Genomic DNA, 26,723 nt, shown 5'->3' with positions numbered 1-26,723 from the left:
GTACAATAACTAATGGTATTTCCATAAATAGGTGTTCGAATTATGAGGTGAAAATAATGAATATGTGGGAAATTTTTGTTGCGGTTGTCCTTGGACTTGTTGAAGGATTAACTGAATTTGCTCCTGTATCGTCCACAGGGCATATGATTATCGTCGATGATTTATGGCTGAAGTCGAGCGAGCTTTACGGGAGTGAAGTGGCCAATGCGTTCAAGGTGGTCATCCAGCTTGGTTCGATACTGGCTGTAGTGGTGCTCTTCTGGGGGCGGTTCATGGACTTGCTTGGTTTAAGGAGATTGAAGGACACATCTGCTGTGAAGGGCAAAAAGCTAAACCTATTGCAGATCATCGTCGGTTTGTTACCGGCTGCGGTTTTAGGTTTATTGTTCGAAGATTACATCGATGAAAATTTATTTACGATGAAGACGGTTATCGTCGGATTGTTCCTTGGCGCGTTATTGATGATTGCTGCGGATAAATTCCGTCCAAGGTTGACTGCTGAAACGGTTGACCAAATCACATATAAACAAGCCCTTGGAGTTGGGTTAATCCAATGTTTATCATTATGGCCTGGATTTTCCCGTTCAGGTTCAACGATTTCCGGTGGTGTGCTTTTAGGTATGAGCTATCGGGCTGCTTCCGATTTCACGTTCATCATGGCAGTGCCAATCATGGCAGGTGCCAGTCTGTTGAAAATCGTGAAATATTGGGAATTCTTCACACCTGATGTTTTGCCATTTTTTATCGCTGGTTTCATCAGTGCATTTATCTTTGCATTATTCTGCATCCGCTTTTTCTTGAAATTAATCAATAAAGTTAAATTGACTCCATTTGCCATCTACCGGATTGTCTTGGCAGTTGTGCTTCTATTCATTATTTGGTAATACGAACCGAAGCTTGAAAGAGGAGTGAAACCACCCTGTTTAAATGGGGTGGTTTTTTCATGCCCGAAAAAAACGCTTAGAATTACCGAAAGAATATAACGAATGATTATTATGTTTAGGGGTTTTTAATTCGTAATTTTTGATAAAAAAATTGAATAATCTTTTGTATTGAAAAAAATATTCGGTTTTAAGTGCAGTTTCAGACATAATTAGTAAAAAAATTTAAATGTAATATAGCACCCCGAGCACAGTAATATCAATGGTTCTTGTTATTCGCGAGAAGATTCTAACTATTGAATAAACTATTTTCATATAATTTATATGATATAATTTTAATATAAAATAAGTACATGTGTACACCTGGGGAGGACATCATGAGGAATGACCAATTGAAGAAAACGGTTGGCTTTTGGGTTGGAACATCTATTGTAGTTGGTACAGTTATTGGTTCTGGTATTTTCATGAGACCTGGTGACGTGCTTGAGTTAAGCGGTAATTCAACCATGGGCTTGTTAGCTTGGTTGATTGGTGGTCTAATTACCCTGGCAAGCGGATTGACGATTGCGGAAGTGAGTACACGGATTCCTAAAACGGGAGGCTTATACGTCTATATGGAAGAAGTGTACGGAAAAGCATGGGGATTTCTATGCGGCTGGGTTCAAACATTGGTATATGGGCCTGCAGTCATGGGCGCACTCAGTCTATACTTCGGGTTGTTATTGGCAGGGATATTTAATATCTCTTCAGATTACGCATTGGCAATAGGAGTTATTACGATCGTATTTATAGCAGGCATGAACCTGCTGGGGACAAAATACGGCGGTATGATACAAACCATATCGACCGTTGCTAAATTGATCCCCATCATTTTCATAGCAGTGTTCGGTATCGCACAAGGTGATATGCCTGTATTCAATATCAACAGTGAAGGTTCTATGAAAATCAGTATGGCCGGTGCGATTTTGGCTACGCTTTGGGCGTATGATGGCTGGATGAATGTCGGCTTCATGGCAGGAGAAATGAAAAACCCGCAGAAAACGTTGCCGCGAGCAATCATAACGGGATTAGTCGTGGTCATGGTCGCTTACTTAGCTGTGAACCTTGCCATGCTTCATGTATTGGGAGCAGAGGGAGTCATAGCTCATGGTACGAATGCAGCGAATGTAGCGGCAACGCTTCTATTTGGTGAATTGGGCGGAAAATTGATATCAATCGGAATAGCGATTTCAATCTTCGGTTGCTTGAACGGAAAGCTTCTGACCTTTCCGCGCATAACATTGGCGATGGCGACTGATAAAATGATGCCTGGCCATGAGCAAATCGGGAAAATATCGCCCAAGTTTAAAACACCAATAAATGCGACGGTATTACAAGTGATCATTGCAATCATCATGATGGTTGCGACAGACCCTGACAAACTTACCAATATGGCCGTCTTCTCGGTCTTCTGTTTTTATGGTTTAGCCTTCTTTGCGGTCTTCATCTTACGGAAGAAAGATCCGGATGCGAAAACGTATAAAGTACCGTTTTACCCATTGATTCCGATCGTGGCGATTGCTGGTGCGATATATATTGTTTTAAGCACATTAATTCAAACACCTTTAAATGCCCTGTATTCGGTGATCATCCTCATTATAGGTATGCCTGTGTACTGGCTGCTTAAAAAAAGTGAGCGTAATGATAAACGGTCATATTAATGAAAATCCCTTCACTCCGCGCAGTGAAGGGATTTTTTTATGAAGAAGAAGCGCTTGCTGGTACTAATCTTGCCTTTTTGCCATACGTGGAGAAATAGACAACTTAGTCAGTTCGTATTAACATAGTGGAAAAGTTTAAAAGTGAAGGGTCTGAATTAACGTGAATTATATCGAGCCAGCTGGTAAATCATTCAGGAAGACAATCTTGGCTTTATTTCTTGGTAGCTTTGTAACGTTTGCCGATCTATATAGCACGCAACCGGTCATTCCGGTATTCGCCAAGCAATTCGCCGTTTCTCCGGCAATGGCAAGTCTGACATTATCTTTTGCAACAGGAACGCTTGCTATTTGTTTATTGCTTGTTTCCTTTTTCTCTGAAAATATCGATAGGAAAAAAATAATGGGGACAGCGCTCACGTTGTCTGCTTTGTTATCCATATGTGTCAGCTTCATCCAAGATGACCTATACATCCTGATTGCAATACGAGCGATTCAAGGAGCTGTGCTTGCTGGATTCCCGGCAATAGCCATGGCCTACATCAATGAAGAATTTCATCCGAAAAGTCTGGGCTATGTGATGGGAATATACGTGAGCGGTTCGAGCATCGGAGGATTGGCTGGCAGGCTGATTGTAGGGGTCCTGACTGATCACTTCTCATGGAACATAGCGATTGGCAGCCTTGGAGCTTTAAGTTTAGTCATCAGTCTGGCTTTTTGGTGGATGCTTCCTCCTTCGCATCATGCTGTCCGCGCAGGAGTCTCAGTATCGAGAATAAAAGCATCTCTGATTAATAACTTAAGAAATAGCAGACTAGTACTCTTATTCGGTATGGCTTTCCTATTAATGGGCTCGTTTGTTACGGTTTATAACTTTGTGGGTATACCATTAATGGGACCGCCATATCATTTATCACAGACATTGATCGGCTTCATTTTCATTATTTATCTTGTTGGAACATTTAGTTCTACATGGATGGGGAAGCTTGCGGATCAATATAGTCGGAGGCTCGTTCTTCTTTCCGGAATCGCAATCATGCTAGTGGGGGCCCTTTTAACGTTATTGGATCCGCTTATACTGAAAATACTCGGGCTTGCCCTGTTTACATTTGGCTTTTTTGGAGCTCATTCAATTGCGAGCAGCTGGGTTGGAAGTTTAGCCGAAAAAAGTGAAAAGGCCCAAGCATCCTCTTTATATCTACTGTTTTATTATGCTGGGTCTAGTGTCGTTGGGGCATCAGGCGGTTTATTTCTGATGAGATTCGGCTGGGGAGGGGTCATCTCGGCTGTATCCATTCTAATCGTTCTGGCGGCTATTTGTGCCATAATGGTGGAAAACGTGAAAATCGCTAAATAAAATGATCTTTTCTATCATGATTTTCCGGAATCCTGAATATAATCTAGTGAAAATGGAAATTGAATAATAGATTGATAAGAGAAGAGGGTAATAGATAGAGTGAAACGAAAAGCAGTAATTCTCATTGGGTTAATAGCCGTTTTAATTATATTATTCGTTGTATATTTAACAAGTCCGGGCAGGTTGGAAAAAGTGGAGATTGTTGAAAAATACTATCCTCATTTCTCCGATGGCAAGGCGGTCGGTTTTAAGACGAACAAAGTCATTGATGTGACGGAAACCGAAGAGGGCTCCAATTGCGCAATGAAGTTCAGCAATGGGAAAACGTTGGAAATAGATTGTGACCGTTATTTAACATACAAAATTGATGAAACAGTCTATATAACTACCGAGGGAAATCATGTGAAGGAAATTCGGAGAAAAAGATAGTGCCGATCAGTAAATAATGGCGGAAGAGCTGAGTTTGTTTAAAAAACGAATTCAGCTCTTTTATTTTATGCATTCAAAAACCCAGGCCATGTTGGACTGGGCTTTTTCATTTTTTATCTTTGCTTTTACCTTTATCCTTTTTATTACGCCGTAGTACATCCAAGATCCTGCGGCTGTTATTTTTACTGTTTATCAGTTCGACTAAATCGCTCATGTTTTCGGATTCAAAGTCTTGTTGATCTTTTTTCATGGTAATCCCTCCAAGTTATATATATCGTTTACCCTTTTTAAGAAAAGGGTAAACGTCTATTATCATATTGGTAATAGAAGGATTTTATATCCTTAATCATTAATAATTTGATAAAATGTGATAAAAGCCCTGTATGGGAGGTTTACATGGAAGAATTAAGAATGATCGGTGAAAAAATTGAAAAATTCAAATATATCTTAGTGGAACATATCGAGCTGTTTGAAGAAGAGGACCCACTCCTTGACTTCGAAACAAGCAAAGAGGTAAGGTCACAGCTCATTCAAATTCATGCAGATGCTTTGATTCATGGTAAGGCACAAGCGATGGAAAGTATGAAAGTAACGGGCATGACAATTGGAAAGCGCATCGTGGATATGGGTGTTCCTTTAGATAAGAATATTGAGGAAGCTCAGCTGGTGCGTAACCTATTCTGGAGTTTCATTGAAGAAGAGGTAAGCAACCGTTATTACTCGATTGAAATTTTGCTAAAGGCAAGTTCGATAATTGATGCAATCCTGGACCAATACATTCATTGTGTGAGTATTAGTTATGTGAATCATTATAAAGAAATGGCAAAAGCGGCAAATGATTCTTTGAAGAAGATAAAAGAAAACCAAGTAGTCATGGAAGAATTGGCAACTCCGATCGTTCAGACCGTATTAAAGGATGTCCTGCTCATACCGTTGATCGGGCGCATTGATGATTGGAGAATGGAGTCGATGCAATCGACGGTACTGCAAAAATGTTCAGATTTTCATGCGGAAGTATTGATCATGGATTTCTCCGGCATTACCTTTACGAAGGAAAGTGATTTACTTTCCCTGCTCGATCAATTGGTGGGGGCACTGTCGTTGATGGGAACGGAAACGATGTTTGTCGGTTTTACTCCCGATGTGGTGAAAAAAATTGTAAAATTAGATTTTGCTAACCAGGTAAAAGCTTTTCTATCCTTCGCGCAGGCTATGGAGTACCTCTTTAAACAAAGAGGACTGGCAATTCAACCAATATGATGGAGATATCCTTTTTCAGGATATCTTTTTTTGTATGACGAAGTATTTATGGAGTTTGAGTTTTATCCTTTTATCATCCTAATGATATTTCTTCATGGTATAGTGAAATGGCGGAAAGAGCATGTTGCACATACCCCGCTCTTGTAACGAATGGAAAAAACGTGAATGGTGAGACACATACAGAAACAATTCCCAAACAGATGGGTCATATAAGGTTTAAAGGAAGGTGGATGAAGAGTGTTTTTCAAGAAGAAAAATGATGATCTGGAACCGGATGAAAAATGGTATTGTATAGGGATCATGACAGATAACGGATTAGAAGACGAAGAATATGATGCTTTGTCAAAACGCATTCTCGAATCGGTCCAAAATGTGTCGGTCATATCCGATTTGGTCAGGGTGGAATGGGATCAAGAAAAATTACGCAACTTGAACGACCGTTTTTTGTACCCCGCATTTTCAGGCCCTTGTTTTATCATTAACGAATTCATACCAGAGGATATAAAAAGGGAAAGAAAACTTCTGGAGAAAAACCATAAATGGAAGAGGCTCTTTGGTTTACTTACCATGGTTGAATACATGGAAGCCGAGACGAAGGCGGCCCATGACTTTGATAAGGCCCTTTTTTATTCCGATGATGTAGATAAAGTGATTGAATACATAATTAAAAATAGCTGACCTTCCCCTAACATCGATACATAGTATCGGTGTTTTTGTATCGATCAACGTTTATAGGGAATCGTGAAAATAATTTAATCCTCCCTTTTAGAAAATCAAAAAATTGCTATCATTCTTGAAGGAAAAGAGAGAAAGTTGGGAAGTTGGTAGGAAAGCTGGGATGAAATGCGGAATACCTTAAGTAGAAAGAAAGAGAGAGTTTTATAGGGAAAGGGAGATGAATTGATGGAAGTTGCCGTGCCCCAGCAAAAACCAAAACGGAAGTGGAGAAAACGTGCACTATGGAGTTTTGGAATCCTGATTTTACTTTTGCTGTCTGTCTTGATTGCAGCAAATGTATTTCTATCAAGACCCTTGCCGGAAACAAAGGGGGAAATATCGCTTCCAGGTCTTTTGGAAACGGTTACGGTTGTGAGGGATTCCAGTGGTGTCCCTCATATTAACGCTGCAAATGAACATGATTTATATTTAGCACAAGGGTACATCCAAGCACAAGACCGTTTATTTCAAATGGATTTAAGCAGGCGTCAGGCGTCAGGAAGATTGAGTGAAGTGATTGGTGAGAAAACCGTCAAGAATGATAAATATTTCCGCACACTTGGGTTGAGGCGGGCAGCTGAAGCCTCATATGCAGAATATACAAGTGACGGGAAAGAAGCCTTGGATGTATTTGCAGAAGGGGTCAATCTTTATATCGATGAATTGAAGGAGAATGGAAAATGGCCGGTCGAGTTCACTTTACTTGGATACGAACCAGAGCCATGGACACCCGTCGATTCGCTCACCATCGGTAAATATATGGCTTTTGATTTAGGCGGGAACTGGGAAGATCAGGCGTTTAGACAGTATTTGCTGCAAACTTTCCCAAAGGAAAAAGCGTATGATTTATTCCCGAATTATCCAAAGAACGCTCCTTATATCATAAGTAAGGAAGAACTGGATATTGAAAAAAGTTTCGCTGGGGCCGTTATTCCTTATGAATTCAACGGCAGCAATAACTGGGTCGTATCGGGTAAGAAAACGGATTCCGGTCAGCCGCTTTTGGCAGACGATCCTCATCTAGGGTTAGCTACACCGTCCGTTTGGTATCAAATGCATTTGGAGGCACCGTCAGTCAATGTGAGCGGTGTTATCTTTGCCGGGGTTCCGGGAATCATTCTTGGTCATAACGAAAAGATCGCTTGGGGTGTGACCAATACAGGTCCGGATGTCCAGGATCTGTTTATTGAAAAGAGAAACCCGGAAAATGAGATGGAATTTGCCTTCAAAGATAAATGGAAAAAAGCAAAAATCTTGGACGAGCCGATCAAGGTGAAGGATGGGAAGACACTTGACTATAAAGTGACGGTTACCCGCCATGGACCGGTTGTCTCCGAGTTTGCCGGCAAAAGCGGAAAAGATACTGTGCTTGCATTAAGGTGGACGGCACTTGATCCATCTGCCGAGCTTGAAGCCGTATTGAATATGAATAAAGCGGCAAACTGGAAAGAATTCGAAAAGGCACTTTTGGAATTTGAAACGCCGGCACAGAATTTCGTCTTTGCCTCGGTCGATGGGACCATTGCCTATAAGGCGAACGGCAAGATCCCAATCCGGAAAAAAGGAGATAGTATGCTGCCTGTACCTGGATGGACAGATGAATATGAATGGAAAGGCTATATTCCATTTGATGAACTTCCAAAAACGATCAATCCAAAAGAAGGGTTCATTTCGACAGCCAATAATAAAGTCATCTCTGATGATTACCCGTACCATATCAGCAATAACTGGGCACAGCCTTACCGTCAGATGAGGATACAGGAGTTTTTAAAGGCCAATAAAAAGCTTACGGCAGAGGATATGCAAAGTCTGCAGATGGATCAGGTGAATCTGCAAGCTAAGGAGTTTGTCCCTCAATTTCTGGAGGTATTGAAAGGCTCATCGGGTAAACAGGAAGACCAGGCTCTAAGGATTCTGAAGAAATGGAATCATATTGATTCCGTTGATGAAGCGGCACCGATGATATTTAATGTCTGGATGAAAAAAATAGGGGAAGTTCTGTTTACAGAAGAAATACCTGAGGAAACCCTCAACCTCTTTAATGGAAGACGTTCTGCAGTCGATGAACTGCTGAGACGGGCACTGGACGGGAAGCCAGGTCCTTGGATTGAAGAGGCAGGCGGGCTGGAACAGGTACTCGCAAAGTCGTTGCAGGAGACGTTAGGGGAATTGGAAGAATCACAAGGTGACGATATAGCTGATTGGGAATGGGGAGACTATCATCAGGTAAGGTTTAACCACCCGCTATCGAGTGTCACCCCGTTAAATCTATTGTTTAACAGCGGCGGTGGATTGCCGGTCGGCGGCAGCAGTGTCACCGTACAGGCAGCGGCATTTTTAGATGACGGAACCGTTAATCATGGGGGGGCCTGGAGATTTGTCATCGACCTATCCGACATGAGTCAGGCCTATCACCTCGTTGGCCCGGGCCAATCGGGTAACGTTAAAAGCGAATGGTACCACGATCAGCTTGATGATTGGGCAGAAGGTACTTATCACAAAACCGTATTAGCCGATCCAAAAGGGGATAAGCTGACAATGAATCCATCATACTGAGAAACGAATATTTTTCATAAAAAAAGTACCAAATCCAGCATGTTCTGGACGTGGTACTTTTTTTATTATTTTTGCCTAGTCAAGAACTCAGTAAGGAACTCTTCGAAATTAGGAGCCTCGATTGCAGCGATTTTTTCATATGACTCGATGATTTTGAGCTTAATTTCTTGTTCCAGGTCATTCCGGTCTTGATAGTTTGTGTTTAATAACGATTTTTTTATTTTAGGATTCAAAGAATCAATTAGATTCAACAATTCCTCTTTTGAGAGTTTTTTATCCACAATGGCTTTTCTCCTTTCTAGCATATACCTCATCCATATAGTGCTTTCGAAGTTTTTTGAGAGCTTGTTTACGGATACTTGAGATATTCTGTGGCGACTCATGGAAATACGCAGCAATTTCCTTGTTGGATAGGCCGTACGAAAAGATCATGGTCAACACCAGGCTTTGTTTGGTGGTTAAGTTCTTTAAGGCTTTTATCATTTCTTCATCACTTATGTGTGAGGAGAGTTCATTCGTTTCACCCATATTTTCAAGTTGAAGGTCCAAAGTTCCGATTCGATCAATTATTCCGCCAGTATCCCTCGGCGCTGCATCCAGTACCATTCGATAGCGTTCCCGCTGCTTCCGTGCCCTTTTATCAAAATCAACGGAGAAAAAGTAAATTAGGGAGCACATGTATTTGTAAACCTTCGCCCGGTAATAGAAAATTTTGAAAGTCTCGTTGAGATGATAAATGTTGTGAGAAGAAGGGGAATCAAGAGTCTCTCTGAGAATCTTCATATGCTCTGGGTTCTGTAAAAATACTTGAATGATCGGTTGTTCAAAGAAAGATGAGTACTGTTGCTGTAAAAATTCCAATGAATGAGAAAAGAAATGAGCGGTTAATTGGTTCATTGCTATCCCTCCTTTAATTAATAAAGTGATGGACAAGTGGAATAAATCAATTATATACGAACATTCGTTCTTTTATCTATAAATCAATAGTGCTAGATTGATTTTTTTAAACATGTTTCACTTTAGATATCAGATACAAGAAAAGGGGTGAAGAGGATGATGATTGAGGATGCTACTGTGTGGGTGTCATTAGTTAGCGAATTTGGCTATCCATTCGTCGTTTCTATGTTTTTGCTCTTCCGCTTCGGTAAACAATTAAAAGAACTGACAACGGACGTAGAGAACTTAAAAAAGTCCGCTCATAAAACGAAACGATAACCTCAGGACGTTATGTGCTAGGTAGTAAAAACCGAGTTTCGGATTCTATTCAAAAAAGGGTCCGGAATTCGGGTATAAAAAAATCGGCACAATGGTAATTTTAACCTATTACATTCCTCCTTTTTAGTCAAATAAAAAAATGAGTAATCCATTATTTGGAATATACCATAAAATAGGTAAAAAATAATCGTCAATTGGAATCATTTTACTACTATAATTCATCCGTCAATGGAATTAGATAGGAAATCCTCCTCCTGTACGTTTTTAGTTTTATGGATTAAAGTGAAAATACTTTTAAAAAAACAACATTCTTAAATAAACTTATATAAAGTTGGCAGTATCCTAATAAAGGGTGCTGCTTTTCTCATTTTTTGGTAATAAACTGATACTATGGAAAAGGGGTGGGAATTTTGAATGAAAAACAGCTGGAGGATATTCGAATTCTACAACAAGAATGTGAACGGGGAGATTTTACATTAAAGCTGAACTGGGAGACACTTCGCAGTCGAAATGGTGTGAATAAGAATGATTATCTTCACTATGAGGGATTGAGACTTGTTGGTTTTCTTGGACTGTACGAATTTGGAAACAAAGTGGAGATGTGCGGGATGGTACATCCTGATTTTAGGAGGCAAGGCATTTTTACTAAGCTGATGGGCGAAGCTATGAGGAATGCCATGCAGCGGGATTATAAGTTGATCATTTTGAATTCACCTGCTCATTCTCATTCAGGGAAAGGATTTTTGAAACAGCTGCCATGTGAGTTTGCTTTTTCTGAGTTTCAAATGAAATGGTCTCAAACGGAGCTGGATGATTATGAGGATGCAGTCGTTCGCCCTTCACGGAGTGGTGATGAGGAAACGGAAATTCAGCTTGATATTCAGTGTTTCCAATTCACGGAAAAAGAGGCGAGAGATTATTATCAGCGCATTCTTTACGAGGCCACGCTGAAAACCATGATCATTGAAAAAGATGGTCGAGCGGTCGGGAAAATCCGTGTTGATCACTCAGGTCGGGAAGCGTGGATTTATGGATTTTCCATTTTTCCTAAATACCAGGGAAGTGGACTTGGCACAAAGGTACTGAAAAAGATCGTAGCCGAACAATGTCAACTTGGATATGATATATTTCTTGAAGTCGAGGCAACGAATGCTCATGCTTTAAGACTCTATGAATCTTGCGGATTCAAAACCATTCATCGGCAGGATTATTACTCATACAAGCTGCAGTGCTGACGACGAGGAGAATTAGGGGGGGGATTGGATGTTGACATTATTCACTTATAACTGGCAGGTGCGAAGTGAATGGTTCGAATGGTGCCGGTCCGTATCGAGTGAAGATCTTAAACGGAAGCGTACGGGCGGGATGGGCAATGTTTTAAGGACGCTCGCTCACATTATCGATGTTGAATACAGCTGGATTCGGGCTATACAAGGGAAGCCGGATCTCGGAATTGATTTAGACTCTTATGATACGATCGAGAAAGTAGAAGAGTTATCTGAGAGCTATCATTTTGAAGTCATGGACTATTTGAACTCGCATTCCTTTGAAGATGAGAATGGAATGATTCAGCCATCTTGGATGGAGGGGACATACGAAAAAGGCAGGATACTGCGCCACCTGATAGCCCACGAAATTCATCATATAGGACAGTTGTCCATCTGGTCGAGGGAGATGGGGATCAAACCGGTTTCAGCCAGTTTAATAGATCGAGCATGATAGGTTCTAATCAAAAAAGACGATATCATTTATTCAATAAATCAGTAATAAATGACAGTGATTTTTGAAGAGGCACCTTACTGTAAATGTCTGAAGGTGACGGAATCTCTGCGTTCGATACGTTTTCGAGGTTCATCCATACGATACAAGCAAGCTGGCACATGCTCATGAGCCAGCCTTTTTTATGCCCTCCAAAAGCAAACCTTCTCCCCAAGGATTCAATGCGATTCGTTAATGATTAATATTATTGAAGGTAAATGGTTATAATTATTCAAAATTCTTAATATTACGGTAAAACGTGACGTGTTTTCGACAAAATTATGGTATATTATTCTAGCATTTTACAAAAATAGAAGGGTTGTGAAGTATGTCCAAGATGCATGTTAAAAAAATGCTTGCCCCGCTTCTTGCTGTAAGTTTGATAACCGCACCATTTACCGCACCGGGGGAGACCTCCGCAAAAGAGACTAACAAGAAACCGGTCACGACTAAACCATTTATTATTTCAGCCCCTACTGTCAATTACACAAACGGCACAAAAGCAACTGTAACGGTCACGCCGAAAAAGGGGAACAAGGGAAATGAAACTGTTGTGTTCCAGCTAATGAATGGGACAAAGGTCATTTCACAGTCAGCTGTCGAGACGGATATTAAATCAGCCCAAAAATTCTCTGCATACTTCAACTCGTACAAATCGGGTTATTGGGTCAAAATATCGGTGGTCTCCAAGTATAACGGCAATACGAGTAGCTTCGGCAACAGCCTGGCAAACCCTGTTTCAGATGCTCCGTTTGAATTAAGGATCATGGAAACGACGGATATACACACTAATCTAGTAAGCTATGATTATTATAAAGATGCCGTATCGGACTCCGTCGGCTTTTCACGGACGGCAACATTAATCAAACAAGCAAGAAAAGAAGTGAAAAATAGTGTTTTAGTAGATAATGGCGACCTTATTCAAGGAACGCCGTTAGGTACTTACAAAGCGAATATAGCACCACTGAAGAAAGGGGGTGTCCACCCTGTCTATAAAGCGATGAACTTGCTTGATTATGATGTGGCCACATTCGGCAATCACGAATTCAATTATGGTTTATCTTATTTAGACGAAGCCATAAACGATGCGAACTTCCCTTATGTCAATGCCAATGTTTATAAAAAAGATAAAGATAACAATCCAAAGAATGATAAAAATAAATATACGCCATATAAAATCGTCACCAAGAAGGTAAAAGACATCAATGGAAATGAAAAATCAGTAAAAGTAGGCTACATCGGATTCGCTCCTCCACAAATCATGGATTGGGATAAAGCAAATCTTGAAGGTAAAGTCATTACAAAAGAAATCATCGCGACTGCAAATGAATATGTACCTGAAATGAAGAAAAAGGGCGCAGATGTCATCGTGGCTCTGACACATTCCGGGTTTAATGGAGACACCAAAAATACTGAAGATGTCATCTATTCATTAAGTAAAGTATCCGGAATCGATGCCATCACGTTCTCCCATACACATAAAGTCTTTCCGGCACAAGATGAAGCGTCTTTAGACAGTCTATTTAAAGATAGCCAAGGCAATGTCCTTAAAGGGGTGGATAATAAAAAGGGTACCATAAATGGTGTACCAGCCGTTCAAGCAGGGTATGGCGGCAGTCATCTAGGGATCATCGACCTTGATATCCAGAATATCAAGGGGAAATGGAAAGTCGTTCATTCCGATTCATCAACACGGGCAATCAACGACAAAGTAACAGGGATAAAAGCGGCTGAAGATGCAGCTGTCGTCAAAGCCGTTAAAAGGGATCACGAAGGAACGATCAAGTATGTTAACACGCCAATTGGAACGACTACAGCCCCCATTCATAGTTACTTCGCCCTTGTACAAGATGATCCTTCTGTACAAGTCGTGACGAGCGCACAGAAATGGTATGTAGAGAAATACATCCAAAGCAACCGTCCTGAATACAAAGACTTGCCTATTCTCTCTGTAGGAGCGCCGTTCAAAGCGGGTCGCAATGGAGTTGAAGAGTTCACGGAAATCAAAAAAGGCGGTTTGACCATTCGCAGCGCCGGCGATTTATATTTATACGATAATACCTTGAAGGCAATCAAGATCAAAGGATCCGTTGTAAAAGAATGGCTTGAGATGTCTGCAGGGAAATATAATAAAATTGATCCTTCCAAAACTGAGGAACAAGAATTGCTTAATGGAAAGTTTGCTGTCTATAATTTTGATGTCATTGACGGCGTTACGTATCAAATCGATGTCACTAAGGCTCCGCGCTATGATGAAAAAGGGATAAAAGTGTCGGATTCAAGCAGGATTGCCGATTTAAAATATAATGGCAAACCAGTTGATTCGAATCAGGACTTCATCGTCGTGACGAATAATTACCGTGCCTCGGGCGGAGGAAACTTCCCAGGAGTCAAGGGCAGTGAATACGTAGTGGACTCTGCGGATGAAAATCGCCAGATCCTAATGGATTACATTACACAAGAAAAGGAGATCAATCCAACCGCCGATAATAACTGGTCGATCGCCCCGATTTCAGGCAAGGTGAATGTTACTTTTACATCATCTCCAAAGGGAGCGGAATATTTAAATGAAGACAGCCCGATTACTTATACGGGTAATCAAGATGATAAAGGCTTTGGTATTTATAAATTCAATCTTGGCAAAGAAAACGTTAAAGTGCAATTGCTTGGAATCAATGATCTTCACGGCCAGCTTGATACTACTTCTGATTTTGGCGGTATCAAACAGGGAAGGGCCGATTATTTAGCTGCACATGTAAAGCAACGCAAAGCAGAAAATCCTGATCATACACTGTTACTATCAGCGGGGGATGCTGTCGGGGCAAGTGCTCCCGTTTCCTCTTTGATCCAGGACAAACCGACGCTACAGTTTTTGAATAATATGAAATTCGATGTGGGAACTGTCGGGAACCATGAGTTCGATAAAGGGGTAGAAACCCTGATGGCTCAAATCAATGGCGGCAAGTCGCCTACATCAGATGTAGTATTCGATAAATTGAATTTCCCGTATGTGGTGGCCAATGTCGTATATAAAGACACGAAAAAACCTATTTTGGACCCTTACGTCATAAAAAAGGTAGGCGGGGTTGATATTGGATTCATAGGTGTAGTCACGAATGCCACACCTCAAAAGGTTAGTCCGGATGGCATTAAGAATGTGGAATTCATAGAACAGGCACCCGCCGTAAATAAGGCAGTTGATGAGTTAAAGGGAAAAGGCGTCAAATCCATTGTGATCATCTCGCATGACCCAGGCACTGAAAAAGACGGAGTCATCACGGGTGAAGTAGCGGATCTTGCTAAAGCCGTGGATGATGAAGTCGATGTGATCTTAGCTGGGGATAATCACGCAAGGGTCAACAACTATGTGGATAATAAATTGATTGTACAAGCATACTCTTATGGAACGGCATTTGAAGATGTGGACCTGGAAATCGATCCAATCACAAAGGATATTGTCAAAAAGTCAGCTGAAATCGTCACGGTTTCACAAGATGGCATCACACCGGACGCCGGGACGACAAAATTCATTAACGACTATTTAGACATGTTCCCAGAGTTGAAAGCACCTCTTGGGACAACGGACGAGATAATAGTAAGAGCAAATGCCTACACGCAGGAAACAGGACTTGGAAATTTAATTGCAGACTCCATGAAGGCAGATTTGAATACAGACTTTGCCTTCATGAATCCAGGCGGAATTCGCGCAGATATTCCAAAGGGAGACGTTACTTTTTCTGATTTAGCTAAAATACAGCCGTTCGGGAATGTATTGGTTAAGCTTGAACTTACTGGAGCCGAAGTGAAAACGTTGCTTCAACAGCAATGGTTCGTTGAAGGAGCACCGAAGACCTTGCAAATTTCAGGGCTGAGTTATACAGCCGACTTCAGTAAACCGGTCACGGAACGAGTCACTTTATTGAAGAAAGCGGACGGAAAACCTATCACGGATACCGAAACATACACAGTGACCGTCAATGACTTCATGGCAAGCGGGGGGGATAACTATACCGTCCTGAAAGGAAAAGAGCGTGTGATTGGCCATGCTGATCTAGAAGCTTTCGTTAACTATGTGAAAGAAACCTTTAAAGGCGGAAAGATCACGGCGGAAACTGAAAGCAGAATTACGAATATCAATAATTAATTGAAGTTTACTCGAAAGAGAACGCTCCTTAATACAAGGGGCGTTCTTTTTTTATTTCTGAATAACGAAGTGTAACTTTCTTCCAAATCATTCGTCGATACTATTAAGAAAAGGGGGAATACCGATGAACCGTAAAACAATGATGCTTCTCTTCAGTTTGTTCTTTTTGCTTGCGGCATGCAGCAGTAACGAAAAAAATGATTCAGCATCAGAATCAAGTGATGAAAAGGCGAGCAGTAAAATGGACGCTTCCTTTTCTGGAAAAATGGAGCCGGAAAAAGTTGTGGAAAAAGAGAAGATGACGAATGAAAGAAAGGTCATTCATCAAGCCCAGCTTGAATTGAAGGTGAACAGCCTTGAAAAGGCACAAATGAAGATTGAGAACAAGGTGGAGGAATATGGCGGATATGTCGTTGAATCCAATATCTACAGGGCAGATGAAGAAATGGTGGAAGGATCGATCACTGTACGGGTTCCTGAAGACCATTTTCAGGATTTTCTTTCCGATAGCGAGGGCCAGGCATCTGAAGTGGTCGGAAGAAATGTGACAGGCCAAGATGTAACCGAGCAATTTGTGGATTTAAAAGCAAGACTGAAGTCAAAGAGGGCTGTAGAGGAAAGGTTACTCGTATTCATGCAAGATGCTAAGAAAACGGAGGATTTGCTGAAAATATCATCCGATCTTGCAGCGGTTCAAGAAGAAATAGAGCAGCTGACCGGACAAATGAAGTATCTTGAAAACCAGACCTCGTATTCAACGGTTACAATTACACTATCTCAGGACCGAATTGTTGTACCAGGTATTGAGAATAAGGAATTGAATACATGGGAGAGAACGAAGAAACAACTCGCAACGAGTGCGAATCTAATACTTAAAGCGGGTTCAGGAATCATTGTTTTTATAATAGGAAACTTGCCTATCCTTGTTATTTTAGGCGGGGCGGTTGCGGTGGTCCTTTGGGCCATGAAAAGAAGGGGAAAAAAATAAAGGCAGAAATAGAGGGTGCCAATTAGATTGGGCACCCTCTGACATTTATCTTTTCCGTTTATGCAAGCCGGTCATATAATACAGGGCTACCAACAGTAAGATCCAAATCGGACCAACGATTAGTGCGATTCTTGTATCTGCTGAAAAACCGAGTACTACCATTACGAATACTAAAAAGGCTAAAGTGAAATATGAAGTGAATGGGAAAAGAGGCATCTTGTAAGACAAGCCTTGTTTTTCTCCCTGACTCATTTTCCGTCTAGACATAATCTGTGTGACAAGTATGGTTCCCCATGTCCAGAGTGCACCGAATGTAGCGACACTTGTGACGTAAGTGAAAACTTTATCGGCTTCCATGTAGTTAAGGTAAACACCGAAAAGAAGCACGACAGCCGAGACGATAATGGCAACGCCAGGAACGCCTGACTTTGTTGTACGTTCGAAACTTTTTGGTGATTCACCTTGCTGCGCCAGGTTGAATAACATTCTTCCTGTACTGAAGATCCCGCTGTTACAAGATGAAAGGGCTGCTGTCAGTACGACAAACTGAATGATTCCTGCTGCGCCTGGTATTCCGATTTTATCAAACATCATAACGAATGGGCTGTTTTCTCCATTCATTTCATCCCATGGAGTGATTGATAAAATGACTGTCAGAGCTAAAACGTAAAAAAGTAATATCCGATAAAAAACGGTATCGATGGCTCTTTTTAAAGATTTTTCAGGGTTTTTAACTTCACCTGCGGTTACTCCGAGCATCTCAATGCCCAAATAGGCGAACATGACCATTTGGAACGAGAGGATGACACCGGAAATCCCATTAGGGAAAAATCCGCCATGTTCAACAAGGTTACCGAATCCAACCGCGATTCCGCCATTCCCCAGTCCAAAAATAATCATTCCGAAGCCAAGGACAATCATAAGGATGATCGTAACGATTTTAACTAGGGCAAACCAAAACTCCAATTCACCGTAAGCTTTTACAGCAAGAAAGTTAATCGTTGTCATGATGGCAAGTGCGGCTAACGCCCAAGCCCATTGTGGAGTGTCAGGGAACCAAAATTGCATATAGATTCCGACTGCCGTAATTTCAGCCATACAGGTGGCAATCCACACGAACCAGTAATTCCACCCGGTTATATATCCAGCAAGAGGGCCGACAAATTCGCTTGCATAGCGACTGAAAGAGCCTGCGACTGGATTTTTTATCGCCATTTCCCCTAGTGCACGCATGATCAGATAGATCATAAGCCCGCCAATGCCGTAGGAAATGATGATGGCTGGGCCAGCTAATTTAATCGCAGATGCCGAGCCGAGAAATAAACCGACTCCAATGGCTGCGCCAAGAGACATTAATGCGATATGTCTTTCTTCCAAACCTCTATGTAGTTGAGATTCTTTGGAGTTTTGCATAATTTTCCCCTTTTCTATGTTGGAGTTTAATTTTCTCTATCTAGCATTTTATCACTAGTAGAGGAGAATACATATTATTTATTGATTTTTCACATAATATTACAACTAAATAATATATTTTAATAGGAAGATTGTAAAGTAAAAAATGAAAACGCTTACTATTAAAGGAATACTCTTCGTTATTAGCCTATAACAATCTTATAATTACGATACAGAATGCTATATAAACAAAATTAAATTATGTGATTTTTCTAAAAATTTAGACTTTTGAACATTTAAAAGGGTAGCGATTAATCGGATATACATGTTAAAACGCTTGAAGGAATCTATAAGGTCCTGTTCATACCACTCAGGTAAAAAGCCATTCCATGAATCGAGTGATACTGATTTCCAGAGAAGTTGATTTATTATGTAAAGTTATGGGAAAAAGGTGCTTTCTCCTTCTGTATTGTCAAAAATGAGAGAATATGGCTAGAAAAGGTTAGCGGAATTTAGGGGAATAGCCCGGGAAATATCGAAAGGTGGTATGGAAAATGAGGATCGATACGAAAAACCGCCAGCATCCTACTGACGGTTTTTTTTACTCTTTTTTATTAATAGACTTTGAATGAAACTCAATAACAGTGATCCGATTAGAGCTCCCCAAAAAGAATGTATGACAAACCCGCTGACTACATAAGAAGTGATTTGGAACGTGAAGGCATTGATAATGAACGAAAACAATCCGAACGTCAGGATGGTTATCGGCAATGTAATAAGTTGCAGAATGGGTCTAACTAACAAGTTCATAATTGATAATATAAAAACCGCCAGCAGGGCTGTACCGTAAGATTGAATCGTGATGGAGTCGAGAAGCCAGTCAATGACGAGTAATACCAACCCGTTGATAAGAAAACGCAATATAATATTCATGAAAAACTCCTCCTGAAGTCACCTATACTACAAGTCATTATACTAAAATTTCATGATTTTCAGTTGTATGTTTGCAGAATTGTCACAAAAAAAAGGAGGAGTATTTCCTTGAAAAGGAAAAGATCCCGTTTAAGGGGGGGCTTTTTTCAATTTAGTTACTGGCAATGATCTTTTCGAATTCACTTAGTTCCAATGTGTTTTTTAGCTTTGGATTGCTGTTTAAGGAAAGCAGGGCACTTTCGATGAGAAAGGTTCGTGGATCATTGTTTTGTAAAAATTCTTCTTGGATAAAGTGAATTAACTTTAAGTTATTTACACGTTCTCTTTCATCATCTTGACAAAGCTTCAAGATCATCTTTTTTAGGTCGTTTGCAGAGTGGAGGAGTGCAGTATGAAAATCCTGCTGTGTATAGCACTCCGGCAGCCATTGCTTGATAAGATCTGGTTCCAAAAGCTGTACATTTGACTGGCTCACATCTTCGAAAATGGTTTTAATCCTATCAACACAATAACGGATAATTTCAGTTGGGTTGAAATCAGGCTCTTTAGCCAATGCATTAAAATGAATCGTTTGATGCATCATGCCGGAATAAAGAATGGCACAGTCCAAAATATAGGGTTTTTTCTCTTCGCCGAATATATCGAGAAACCGTTTTGATAGCCAATGTATATGCTGGAATTTTGCATGTGTAATGAAATTTTTAAGTTCGGTATCATTAGAAATCATGACTTCTTCATATAAGGAAAAGAGTTTATTGCTTTTGTTGGAGTGCATTTGTAATTCGGATTGTTTGATGAATATTTCAATATCTGCCAGGTTTTGCCCAATCAGCAGTTCATTCCGCTCCTTTTCGAATTTTTCTTGAGAAGAAAGGAATACTGCCTTAAGCAACTCGCTTTTAGAAGAAAAATAGTTATAAAATGTTCCTTTTGAAATGCCGCTATAATCTAAAATATCTTGAATGGATGTTGCTTGATAACCCTTTTCAATAAATAATTGGTGTGCATATTTAACTACCAGTTGTTTCCGCTCATTCATATATATCACCCTTACTCTTATTGGCCGGTCATTTTAACGTAATAGTATCTTATTTTCTATATGAACACAAACCAGTAAGTTCACAATCTCTCTAGCAAAATAACGGTGATGGCATCTTAGTCACACTTTGTTGTGGTCAATTTTTAAGGAGGTCATGAAATACCCAAATGAACCGGAATGGGTCAATGATTCACAAACTGCGTTTTTATTCATTGTGAAAATAAGGTCTAATGAGTGAACAATGTCACAGGCGAACGATACAGTTTGTTATAAAATTAATAGGAGGAAGGAAGCGTTCATGGGCATACTTCCTTATTCTCGATTACCATCCCATTAAATGAAGAACTGATAAAATCATTTCCCATGAAGGAGTAAGCGGCATGCGTGTCGTATACCATAATTAGGAACTTAATTATTAAAATAGGCTGTGTAAGAAGGGTTTACGTTATTAAGCATTACCATATACTAGCTATTGTTAAGGGGCGATATATGTATGCAAAATTAATGAACTCATTATTATATTAAAATTATTATAAATAAGTATTGATTTTTTTCTGATAAGCTTTATCATTGTATACATAAATAATAATGAAAAGGTGGTTCAATAATGACAAATAAGAAAAACCTTACAACAAGCTGGGGTGCTCCAGTTGGAGATAATCAAAACTCAATCACTGCAGGCCAACGCGGTCCCGTCCTCATTCAAGATGTACACTTATTGGAAAAACTGGCCCACTTCAACCGTGAACGTGTGCCTGAACGTGTAGTTCATGCGAAAGGCGCCGGTGCATACGGTACTTTCGAAGTGACGAACGACCTTTCTAAGTATACGAAGGCTAAACTTTTCAATGGTGTTGGCAAGAAAACAGATCTTTTTATCCGTTTTTCTACAGTAGCGGGTGAATTGGGTTCTGCTGATACAGTACGTGATCCACGTGGATTTGCCGTTAAATTCTACACGGAAGAAGGAAACTACGATATCGTCGGTAATAATACGCCTGTATTCTTTATTCGCGATGCAATAAAATTCCCCGACTTCATTCATACACAAAAGAGAGATCCGCGAACACATTTGAAAAACCCGACAGCAGTTTGGGATTTCTGGTCACATTCACCAGAATCTTTGCACCAAGTAACGATTTTGATGTCTGACCGGGGTATTCCGGCTACACTTCGTCATACACATGGCTTCGGAAGCCACACATTTAAATGGGTAAATGATGAAGGAAAAGGAGTGTGGGTGAAATACCACTTCAAAACTGAACAAGGCATCAAAAACCTTGATGTGAATCTAGCAGCAAAACTAGCAGGTGAAAACCCTGATTACCATACGGAAGATCTTTTCAATGCCATTGAAAAAGGAGACTTCCCTGCATGGAAATTATATGTTCAGATCATGCCTTTGGAAGATGCTGATACGTACCGTTTTGATCCATTTGATGTAACGAAAGTATGGTCTCAAAAAGACTATCCGCTAATCGAACTTGGCCGCATGGAATTGAACAGAAATCCTGAAAACTATTTTGGTGAAGTAGAGCAAGCGACATTCTCACCGGGAACGTTCGTTCCAGGAATTGAAGCTTCTCCAGACAAGATGCTTCAAGGACGTCTATTTGCCTATGGTGATGCACACCGTTACCGTGTTGGTTCGAATCACAACCAGCTTCCGGTTAACCGTCCGAAAGTGGAAGCGAATAATTACCAGCGTGATGGCTTCATGCGTGCAGATGACAATGGCAAGGGTTCTGTTTATTATGAACCGAATAGTTTTGGCGGTCCTGCAGAATCTGGGGAAAATAAAGTCACTCCTTTCGAGGTCACTGGGCAAGTGGCACAAGTTGGCCATAATAGTGATGATCACTACACGCAAGCAGGTGATTTATACCGTCTATTGAGTGCAGAAGAGAAAACTCGCCTTGTGGAAACGATTGTGGGTGCAATGAAACCTGTGGAATTAGAAGAAATCAAGCTTCGTCAAATCGGTCATTTTTACAAAGCCGATCCAGAATATGGAACACGCATTGCTGAAGGTTTGGGCTTGGTTGTACCGCAAGAAGCGTAAAATATCGACCTATCAATCTATAAATAAGCAAACAGGCATCCATTCATGAATGGATGCCTGTTTTGTTTTATGCCGGCCAATCCGTGTTCAAAGTATAGGGCATCTTTGTAACCACAGATTGTGGAAGATATTTTGAAATTGTCTTTGAACTGACTTTAAAGTTATCTGACACATGCTTGAAGCATCTGTGCTGGCTGAAAGAAGGGGATGGATAGGGAAATTTAAAAGATATCAGGAATTAGACATTCTGGATGGTGATCCCCATTTGGTTCGTCCTGACGAGTGAGCAACATTAATCGTGAAGTCCCTTTCAATGAAGAAAGGTCTTTGTGCTTTAGCAATAATTAAATAGTATCAGCATACATTCTATTAAGAGGAGGTGCAGTATGGACGTTTTTGTGCGCCAGAATGATTCCTTATGGTATTATAGCCAAATATTCAAGGTTAATTACCAAATTATCATTGATTCCAATAGTGGGATTGATCCACTTGCCCTCAAGATAGGCCAGCAAATTAAAATTCCTGGATTTACGACGACCGGATATAAGATTAAGCAAGGGGATTCTTTATGGGCAATTGCAAAATCGCGTAATCTTTCTTTGGATGCCTTATTCTTGGTTAATCCGAATCTCAATCCCAGTGCCTTGCAAGTTGGTCAGACGATTTCTGTGCCATTGAGAATTACGTGGAGGCTCATTCAGGGAAACCAAAAATATGACTATGAGACGATGGTGACTGATGTAAGACGCTTGAAAAGTATCTATCCTTTTATTAAAACATCCCCGATTGGAGAAACAGTGCTAGGAAGGGATATCCCAGAAGTGCTGATTGGGAACGGTGACAAGCGAGTACACTATAATGGTTCCTTTCATGCGAATGAGTGGATTACTACCCCTGTGATCATGACCTTTTTAAACGATTACTTGCTTTCAATCACGAATCAAACTGCCATACGAGGTCTATCCCTTTTTCCTTTATATCAACAGGCGATGCTTTCGATCGTCCCAATGGTGAATCCCGACGGAGTGGATTTGGTTCAAAAAGGCTCGCCCGCCGATGAGTCTTTGAAAAGACAGCTCGTGGAATGGAATAATGGCAGCGAAGACTTCTCTGGTTGGAAAGCCAATATTAACGGGGTGGATCTGAATGATCAATTTCCCGCCAAATGGGAGCTGGAACAAGAACGCAATAATGTAACGGAGCCAGGTCCGGCAAATTATTCCGGCGAAGGACCACTTACGCAGCCTGAAGCCATTGCAATGGCAGAGCTGACAAGAAAACGTGATTTTGACAGGGTCCTTGCTTTCCATACTCAAGGGGAGGTCATTTACTGGGGGTTTGAAGATTTGGAGCCGCCAGAGTCCGAAACGATAGTCAATGAGTTTGCGAGGGTCAGTGGATATGAGCCTGTCAAATCCGCCAATAGTTACGCAGGGTATAAGGATTGGTACATTCAGGATTGGAGGAGGCCTGGATTTACCGTTGAGCTGGGCAAAGGAACCAACCCACTTCCTTTATCACAGTTCGATGAGATTTATCAGAAGACGCTTGGGATTTTCTTAGCAGGGATGTATATGTGAAATTTGACCAAATGAAAAAGCTCAACTCCGTGTTTATGGGGGAAGAGCTTTTTAGTCTTATAAACTATCAGACTTGAAACGATGAGGGCTGCTGCAAAAAATAAGTAAAGTTATGCTTTACTTATCGATTGCATGGAATCTCGCCTTTAAGCTTGAAAAGTAACGGTCCTTCTCCAATATTGGTCCTTATATTGCAGCCCTATCAACCAAACGTTCTTCTAATAGTTTTACGGTAAAGAAGTTTGACTCCTTTAGCGCTAGTATTGGCCCCACCTACGCCAGATACTTTGACGGCCACGCATGCCATCCAACCTAATTTCATTATAATAGAAAGCGCTTACATTTACAAAATTATTCGTAATGCAAATTTCGACATTCTCATCTGTGTCCCCTTATCAGTAGGGGGAATGCTCATCTTACTGATAAGGGGTCCCTTTTAGAATCTGGTTAATGCGCAATGAATTCCTGCAACTTCTGAGTTAAGCCACCACTGCCAAATTTAATGAGCTTTGTCTTTCCGCCTTCTGGTTCGGGTTTAGAAGCGAATTCCAAAAAGGCTAAAAGGTTAATCCGGCGGTAAAGGATATGGACAATGCCATACTCATAGAGCCAATGATCGATCGTATTGTACACCCCTCTATTCAGCCCATATTGCTGCTGGCACCAATGGAAAAATATTCGGTCAGGCAGATTAAGGTGCTCCATATATTCTAGGCGCCCATTTTGCTTCTCCTTCATGATAGGGGAGATGGACCTCAGCGCTTCCTTTTGCATAGTAATTCCTCCCTCCTTGATAAAAACGAAAAGACTCCCTATTCATGTTGAATAGAGAGCCTCCAGTGAACTAGTCAGCTTATATATTTTCCTGATATGAAAAAAGTATAAAACATATTATTCATATTTGTCAAGTTGGTTTTTAAAATGCTTAAATAAATATGTTTATTTAATATTTATTACGTAATTTAATTGTAAATACGAATAAAATTTCATGTTTATTCGAATATAGTTCGTATATAATGGTTTTAAGGATGTGGAGGAGGAGAGACTGAATGTATAAATCGAAAAAGATTTTATTATTGGGCTCGGGTGAATTGGGGAAAGAAGTCATACTTGAAGCACAGCGTCTTGGTATAGAGACAGTTGCCGTAGACCGCTATGAACAAGCCCCTGCCATGCAAGTCGCTCATCGAAGCTATGTCATCGATATGTTGGATGCAGTACAATTAAGGGGAATTATAGAAAAAGAACAACCTGATTTGATTGTACCGGAAATCGAAGCCATTGCTACAACTGAATTAGTCAAATTGGAAGAGGAAGGTTTTCATGTCATTCCGACGGCAAGAGCGGCTAAATTAACAATGGATCGTGAAGGAATTAGGAGGTTGGCTTCTGAAACGCTGGAGATTCCGACTGCTGCCTACAAATTCGCTGATACTTATGAAGAATTTGTCCAAGCTGCCAAAGAAGTTGGGTTTCCCAATGTCGTAAAACCGCTGATGAGTTCTTCAGGGAAAGGGCAAAGTGTTTGCCGAACGGAAGAAAATCTCGAAGAATGCTGGGAAATTGCCATGGAAGGCGGCCGTGTTCAAAATGGACGAGTGATCATTGAAGAATATATCCATTTTGATTCAGAAATCACCTTGCTTACAGTTCGTGCCGTAAACGGAACGATGTTTTGTGCTCCCATCGGTCACATTCAACAGGGCGGGGATTATATTGAATCCTGGCAGCCGCATAATATGACGGAAGCACAAATAATAGAGGCGAAAAGGATTGCCCATGCCATTATAGATGAACTTGGAGGGTATGGATTATTTGGGGTCGAGCTTTTCCTTTCAGGGGATAAAGTCTATTTCAGTGAAGTATCCCCACGTCCGCATGATACGGGGCTAGTGACATTAGTGACTCAGAACTTGTCGGAGTTTGCCTTGCATGTTCGAGCGATTCTAGGATTTCCAATCCCTGAAATCAAGCTGATCACCCCAGGGGCAAGCCGTCCATTGAAAGCACCAGTTGAGTTATCCGAATATTCAATAGTCGGTGTTGAAAAAGCTTTGGCTTTACCGAACACGCAAGTGCGTCTCTTCGGAAAACCAGTCACCAAGGTAGGGAGAAGGGTCGCTGTCGCCCTATCATCTGCTGATTCAATCGAAGTAGCGAGAGTGAATGCAGCCCGTGCTTTGGAATGTTTAGGCGTAGAGAAATAACAGCGAAAAGCGCTCTGTGATTGGAGCGCTTTTTTTATAGCTAAAATGTCCTTCACCGCGGTTAATCCCCAAACCTTCTTCGACTTACGTTTTGACCGGTTACACAACAAATCAAAAGAACGGACGCTCGCCTTTTGATGCCCCTTCATTTGGTAGAATTCTTCAGATCCTTTACAATAGCTTTTACCCCGTTTGTACTGCATATAAGGCCGCCTTCATACTTTCTTCATTAATCACCATAGGAAATCGTTTCGGGCGTTTCTTATTGGGCGTATCGACAATAAACTCCACTAGAACATTCTTCATGCTAGAGTTGATGGATGGTATTTCCACTCCTCCCATCCAGTAAAATGGCCCCCATTAGTGATGGTCTCCATCTATTCCCTTGAACTATATGACATCCACCAACCGTTTAAGGAATGGATAAAAGCATATAAGTATACAATCACGTGACAAGTTGGCTTTACCTTGTCTTAACAATAATACACTGCATTTTTACAATGTCTTG

Annotated in this window: 23 protein-coding genes; 15 read left to right on the top strand and 8 right to left on the bottom strand. The window is 40.8% G+C overall.

Going from position 1 to position 26,723, the window contains the following annotated elements:
* Positions 1 to 56 precede the first annotated feature (56 nt).
* The 4 genes from ACQKMH_RS16675 to ACQKMH_RS16660 all read left to right on the top strand — a co-directional run bounded on the left by ACQKMH_RS16675 (position 57) and on the right by ACQKMH_RS16660 (position 4,364).
* Positions 57 to 884 carry an undecaprenyl-diphosphate phosphatase gene (locus tag ACQKMH_RS16675; RefSeq protein ID WP_290370600.1) on the top strand — a complete coding sequence of 276 codons (828 nt, stop codon included), beginning with the start codon at positions 57 to 59 and terminating at the stop codon, positions 882 to 884.
* 374 nt (positions 885 to 1,258) lie between these two features.
* Positions 1,259 to 2,581: an APC family permease gene (locus ACQKMH_RS16670; protein WP_427588609.1), complete on the top strand. Its 1,323-nt coding sequence runs from the start codon at positions 1,259 to 1,261 to the stop codon at positions 2,579 to 2,581.
* A gap of 160 nt (positions 2,582 to 2,741) precedes the next feature.
* Positions 2,742 to 3,935 carry an MFS transporter gene (locus tag ACQKMH_RS16665; protein ID WP_427588608.1) on the top strand — a complete coding sequence of 398 codons (1,194 nt, stop codon included), beginning with the start codon at positions 2,742 to 2,744 and terminating at the stop codon, positions 3,933 to 3,935.
* A 99-nt stretch (positions 3,936 to 4,034) separates the two neighbouring features.
* Complete coding sequence (locus tag ACQKMH_RS16660; RefSeq protein ID WP_427588607.1) at positions 4,035 to 4,364, top strand: hypothetical protein; 330 nt, start codon at positions 4,035 to 4,037, stop codon at positions 4,362 to 4,364.
* 106 nt (positions 4,365 to 4,470) lie between these two features.
* Here ACQKMH_RS16660 and ACQKMH_RS16655 read toward each other — a convergent pair whose 3' ends face one another.
* Positions 4,471 to 4,614, bottom strand: coding sequence for a hypothetical protein (locus tag ACQKMH_RS16655; RefSeq protein WP_230159444.1), 144 nt, complete (start codon positions 4,612 to 4,614; stop codon positions 4,471 to 4,473).
* Positions 4,615 to 4,760: 146 nt separating this feature from the next.
* Here ACQKMH_RS16655 and ACQKMH_RS16650 point away from each other — a divergent pair, with 146 nt between their 5' ends.
* From ACQKMH_RS16650 to ACQKMH_RS16640, 3 genes are all read left to right on the top strand, one after another.
* Positions 4,761 to 5,624, top strand: a complete 864-nt coding sequence (locus ACQKMH_RS16650) for an STAS domain-containing protein (RefSeq protein WP_427588606.1) — start codon at positions 4,761 to 4,763, stop codon at positions 5,622 to 5,624.
* Between the two features lie 237 nt (positions 5,625 to 5,861).
* Complete coding sequence (locus ACQKMH_RS16645; RefSeq protein ID WP_427588605.1) at positions 5,862 to 6,302, top strand: hypothetical protein; 441 nt, start codon at positions 5,862 to 5,864, stop codon at positions 6,300 to 6,302.
* Positions 6,303 to 6,527: 225 nt separating this feature from the next.
* A complete protein-coding gene (locus ACQKMH_RS16640; RefSeq protein WP_427588604.1) occupies positions 6,528 to 8,897 on the top strand; it encodes a penicillin acylase family protein in 2,370 nt (789 codons plus the stop codon).
* Positions 8,898 to 8,962: 65 nt separating this feature from the next.
* Here the strand turns inward: ACQKMH_RS16640 and ACQKMH_RS16635 are convergent, their stop codons facing one another.
* A complete protein-coding gene (locus ACQKMH_RS16635) occupies positions 8,963 to 9,178 on the bottom strand; it encodes a hypothetical protein (protein WP_427588603.1) in 216 nt (71 codons plus the stop codon).
* Positions 9,171 to 9,794 (bottom strand): sigma-70 family RNA polymerase sigma factor, encoded by a 624-nt coding sequence (locus tag ACQKMH_RS16630; protein WP_427588602.1) that lies wholly within the window; start codon positions 9,792 to 9,794, stop codon positions 9,171 to 9,173. The genes ACQKMH_RS16635 and ACQKMH_RS16630 overlap by 8 nt, the downstream gene beginning before the upstream one ends.
* 156 nt (positions 9,795 to 9,950) lie before the next feature.
* Here ACQKMH_RS16630 and ACQKMH_RS16625 point away from each other — a divergent pair, with 156 nt between their 5' ends.
* The 5 genes from ACQKMH_RS16625 to ACQKMH_RS16605 all read left to right on the top strand — a co-directional run bounded on the left by ACQKMH_RS16625 (position 9,951) and on the right by ACQKMH_RS16605 (position 17,002).
* Positions 9,951 to 10,112, top strand: a complete 162-nt coding sequence (locus tag ACQKMH_RS16625) for a YvrJ family protein (RefSeq protein ID WP_081092540.1) — start codon at positions 9,951 to 9,953, stop codon at positions 10,110 to 10,112.
* Between the two features lie 401 nt (positions 10,113 to 10,513).
* The gene (locus ACQKMH_RS16620; protein ID WP_427588601.1) at positions 10,514 to 11,347 is read left to right on the top strand and encodes a GNAT family N-acetyltransferase; all 834 of its coding nucleotides are present in this window, start codon (positions 10,514 to 10,516) and stop codon (positions 11,345 to 11,347) included.
* Positions 11,348 to 11,375: 28 nt separating this feature from the next.
* Complete coding sequence (locus ACQKMH_RS16615; RefSeq protein ID WP_427588600.1) at positions 11,376 to 11,831, top strand: DinB family protein; 456 nt, start codon at positions 11,376 to 11,378, stop codon at positions 11,829 to 11,831.
* Between the two features lie 367 nt (positions 11,832 to 12,198).
* Positions 12,199 to 16,014, top strand: a complete 3,816-nt coding sequence (locus tag ACQKMH_RS16610) for a bifunctional 2',3'-cyclic-nucleotide 2'-phosphodiesterase/3'-nucleotidase (RefSeq protein ID WP_427588599.1) — start codon at positions 12,199 to 12,201, stop codon at positions 16,012 to 16,014.
* A gap of 124 nt (positions 16,015 to 16,138) precedes the next feature.
* Complete coding sequence (locus ACQKMH_RS16605; RefSeq protein WP_427588598.1) at positions 16,139 to 17,002, top strand: DUF4349 domain-containing protein; 864 nt, start codon at positions 16,139 to 16,141, stop codon at positions 17,000 to 17,002.
* 45 nt (positions 17,003 to 17,047) lie between these two features.
* Here the strand turns inward: ACQKMH_RS16605 and ACQKMH_RS16600 are convergent, their stop codons facing one another.
* From ACQKMH_RS16600 to ACQKMH_RS16590, 3 genes are all read right to left on the bottom strand, one after another.
* Entirely contained in the window at positions 17,048 to 18,415 is a 1,368-nt protein-coding gene (locus ACQKMH_RS16600) for an amino acid permease (protein WP_427588597.1), read from the bottom strand.
* A gap of 564 nt (positions 18,416 to 18,979) precedes the next feature.
* Entirely contained in the window at positions 18,980 to 19,327 is a 348-nt protein-coding gene (locus tag ACQKMH_RS16595) for a phage holin family protein (RefSeq protein ID WP_427588596.1), read from the bottom strand.
* Positions 19,328 to 19,478: 151 nt separating this feature from the next.
* Positions 19,479 to 20,366 carry a TetR/AcrR family transcriptional regulator gene (locus ACQKMH_RS16590; protein WP_427588595.1) on the bottom strand — a complete coding sequence of 296 codons (888 nt, stop codon included), beginning with the start codon at positions 20,364 to 20,366 and terminating at the stop codon, positions 19,479 to 19,481.
* Between the two features lie 607 nt (positions 20,367 to 20,973).
* Between ACQKMH_RS16590 and katA the strand changes: the two genes are divergently transcribed.
* Entirely contained in the window at positions 20,974 to 22,428 is a 1,455-nt protein-coding gene (katA, locus tag ACQKMH_RS16585; protein WP_427588594.1) for a catalase KatA, read from the top strand.
* Positions 22,429 to 22,814: 386 nt separating this feature from the next.
* Positions 22,815 to 24,008: a M14 family metallopeptidase gene (locus ACQKMH_RS16580; protein ID WP_427588593.1), complete on the top strand. Its 1,194-nt coding sequence runs from the start codon at positions 22,815 to 22,817 to the stop codon at positions 24,006 to 24,008.
* 447 nt (positions 24,009 to 24,455) lie between these two features.
* On the opposite strand, the gene ACQKMH_RS16575 is transcribed toward ACQKMH_RS16580, so the two are convergent.
* The gene (locus ACQKMH_RS16575; protein WP_427588592.1) at positions 24,456 to 24,782 is read right to left on the bottom strand and encodes a hypothetical protein; all 327 of its coding nucleotides are present in this window, start codon (positions 24,780 to 24,782) and stop codon (positions 24,456 to 24,458) included.
* Between the two features lie 275 nt (positions 24,783 to 25,057).
* On the opposite strand from ACQKMH_RS16575, the gene purT reads away from it, so the two are divergent.
* Positions 25,058 to 26,215 (top strand): phosphoribosylglycinamide formyltransferase 2, encoded by a 1,158-nt coding sequence (gene purT / locus ACQKMH_RS16570; RefSeq protein ID WP_427588591.1) that lies wholly within the window; start codon positions 25,058 to 25,060, stop codon positions 26,213 to 26,215.
* Between the two features lie 183 nt (positions 26,216 to 26,398).
* Here purT and ACQKMH_RS16565 read toward each other — a convergent pair whose 3' ends face one another.
* Positions 26,399 to 26,557, bottom strand: coding sequence for a hypothetical protein (locus ACQKMH_RS16565; protein ID WP_427588590.1), 159 nt, complete (start codon positions 26,555 to 26,557; stop codon positions 26,399 to 26,401).
* Positions 26,558 to 26,723 lie beyond the last annotated feature (166 nt).

Source organism: Peribacillus sp. NPDC097895, assembly GCF_050277555.1.
Taxonomy (GTDB): Bacteria; Bacillota; Bacilli; order Bacillales; family DSM-1321; genus Peribacillus.
This window is presented reverse-complemented; position numbering and strand designations above follow the sequence as displayed.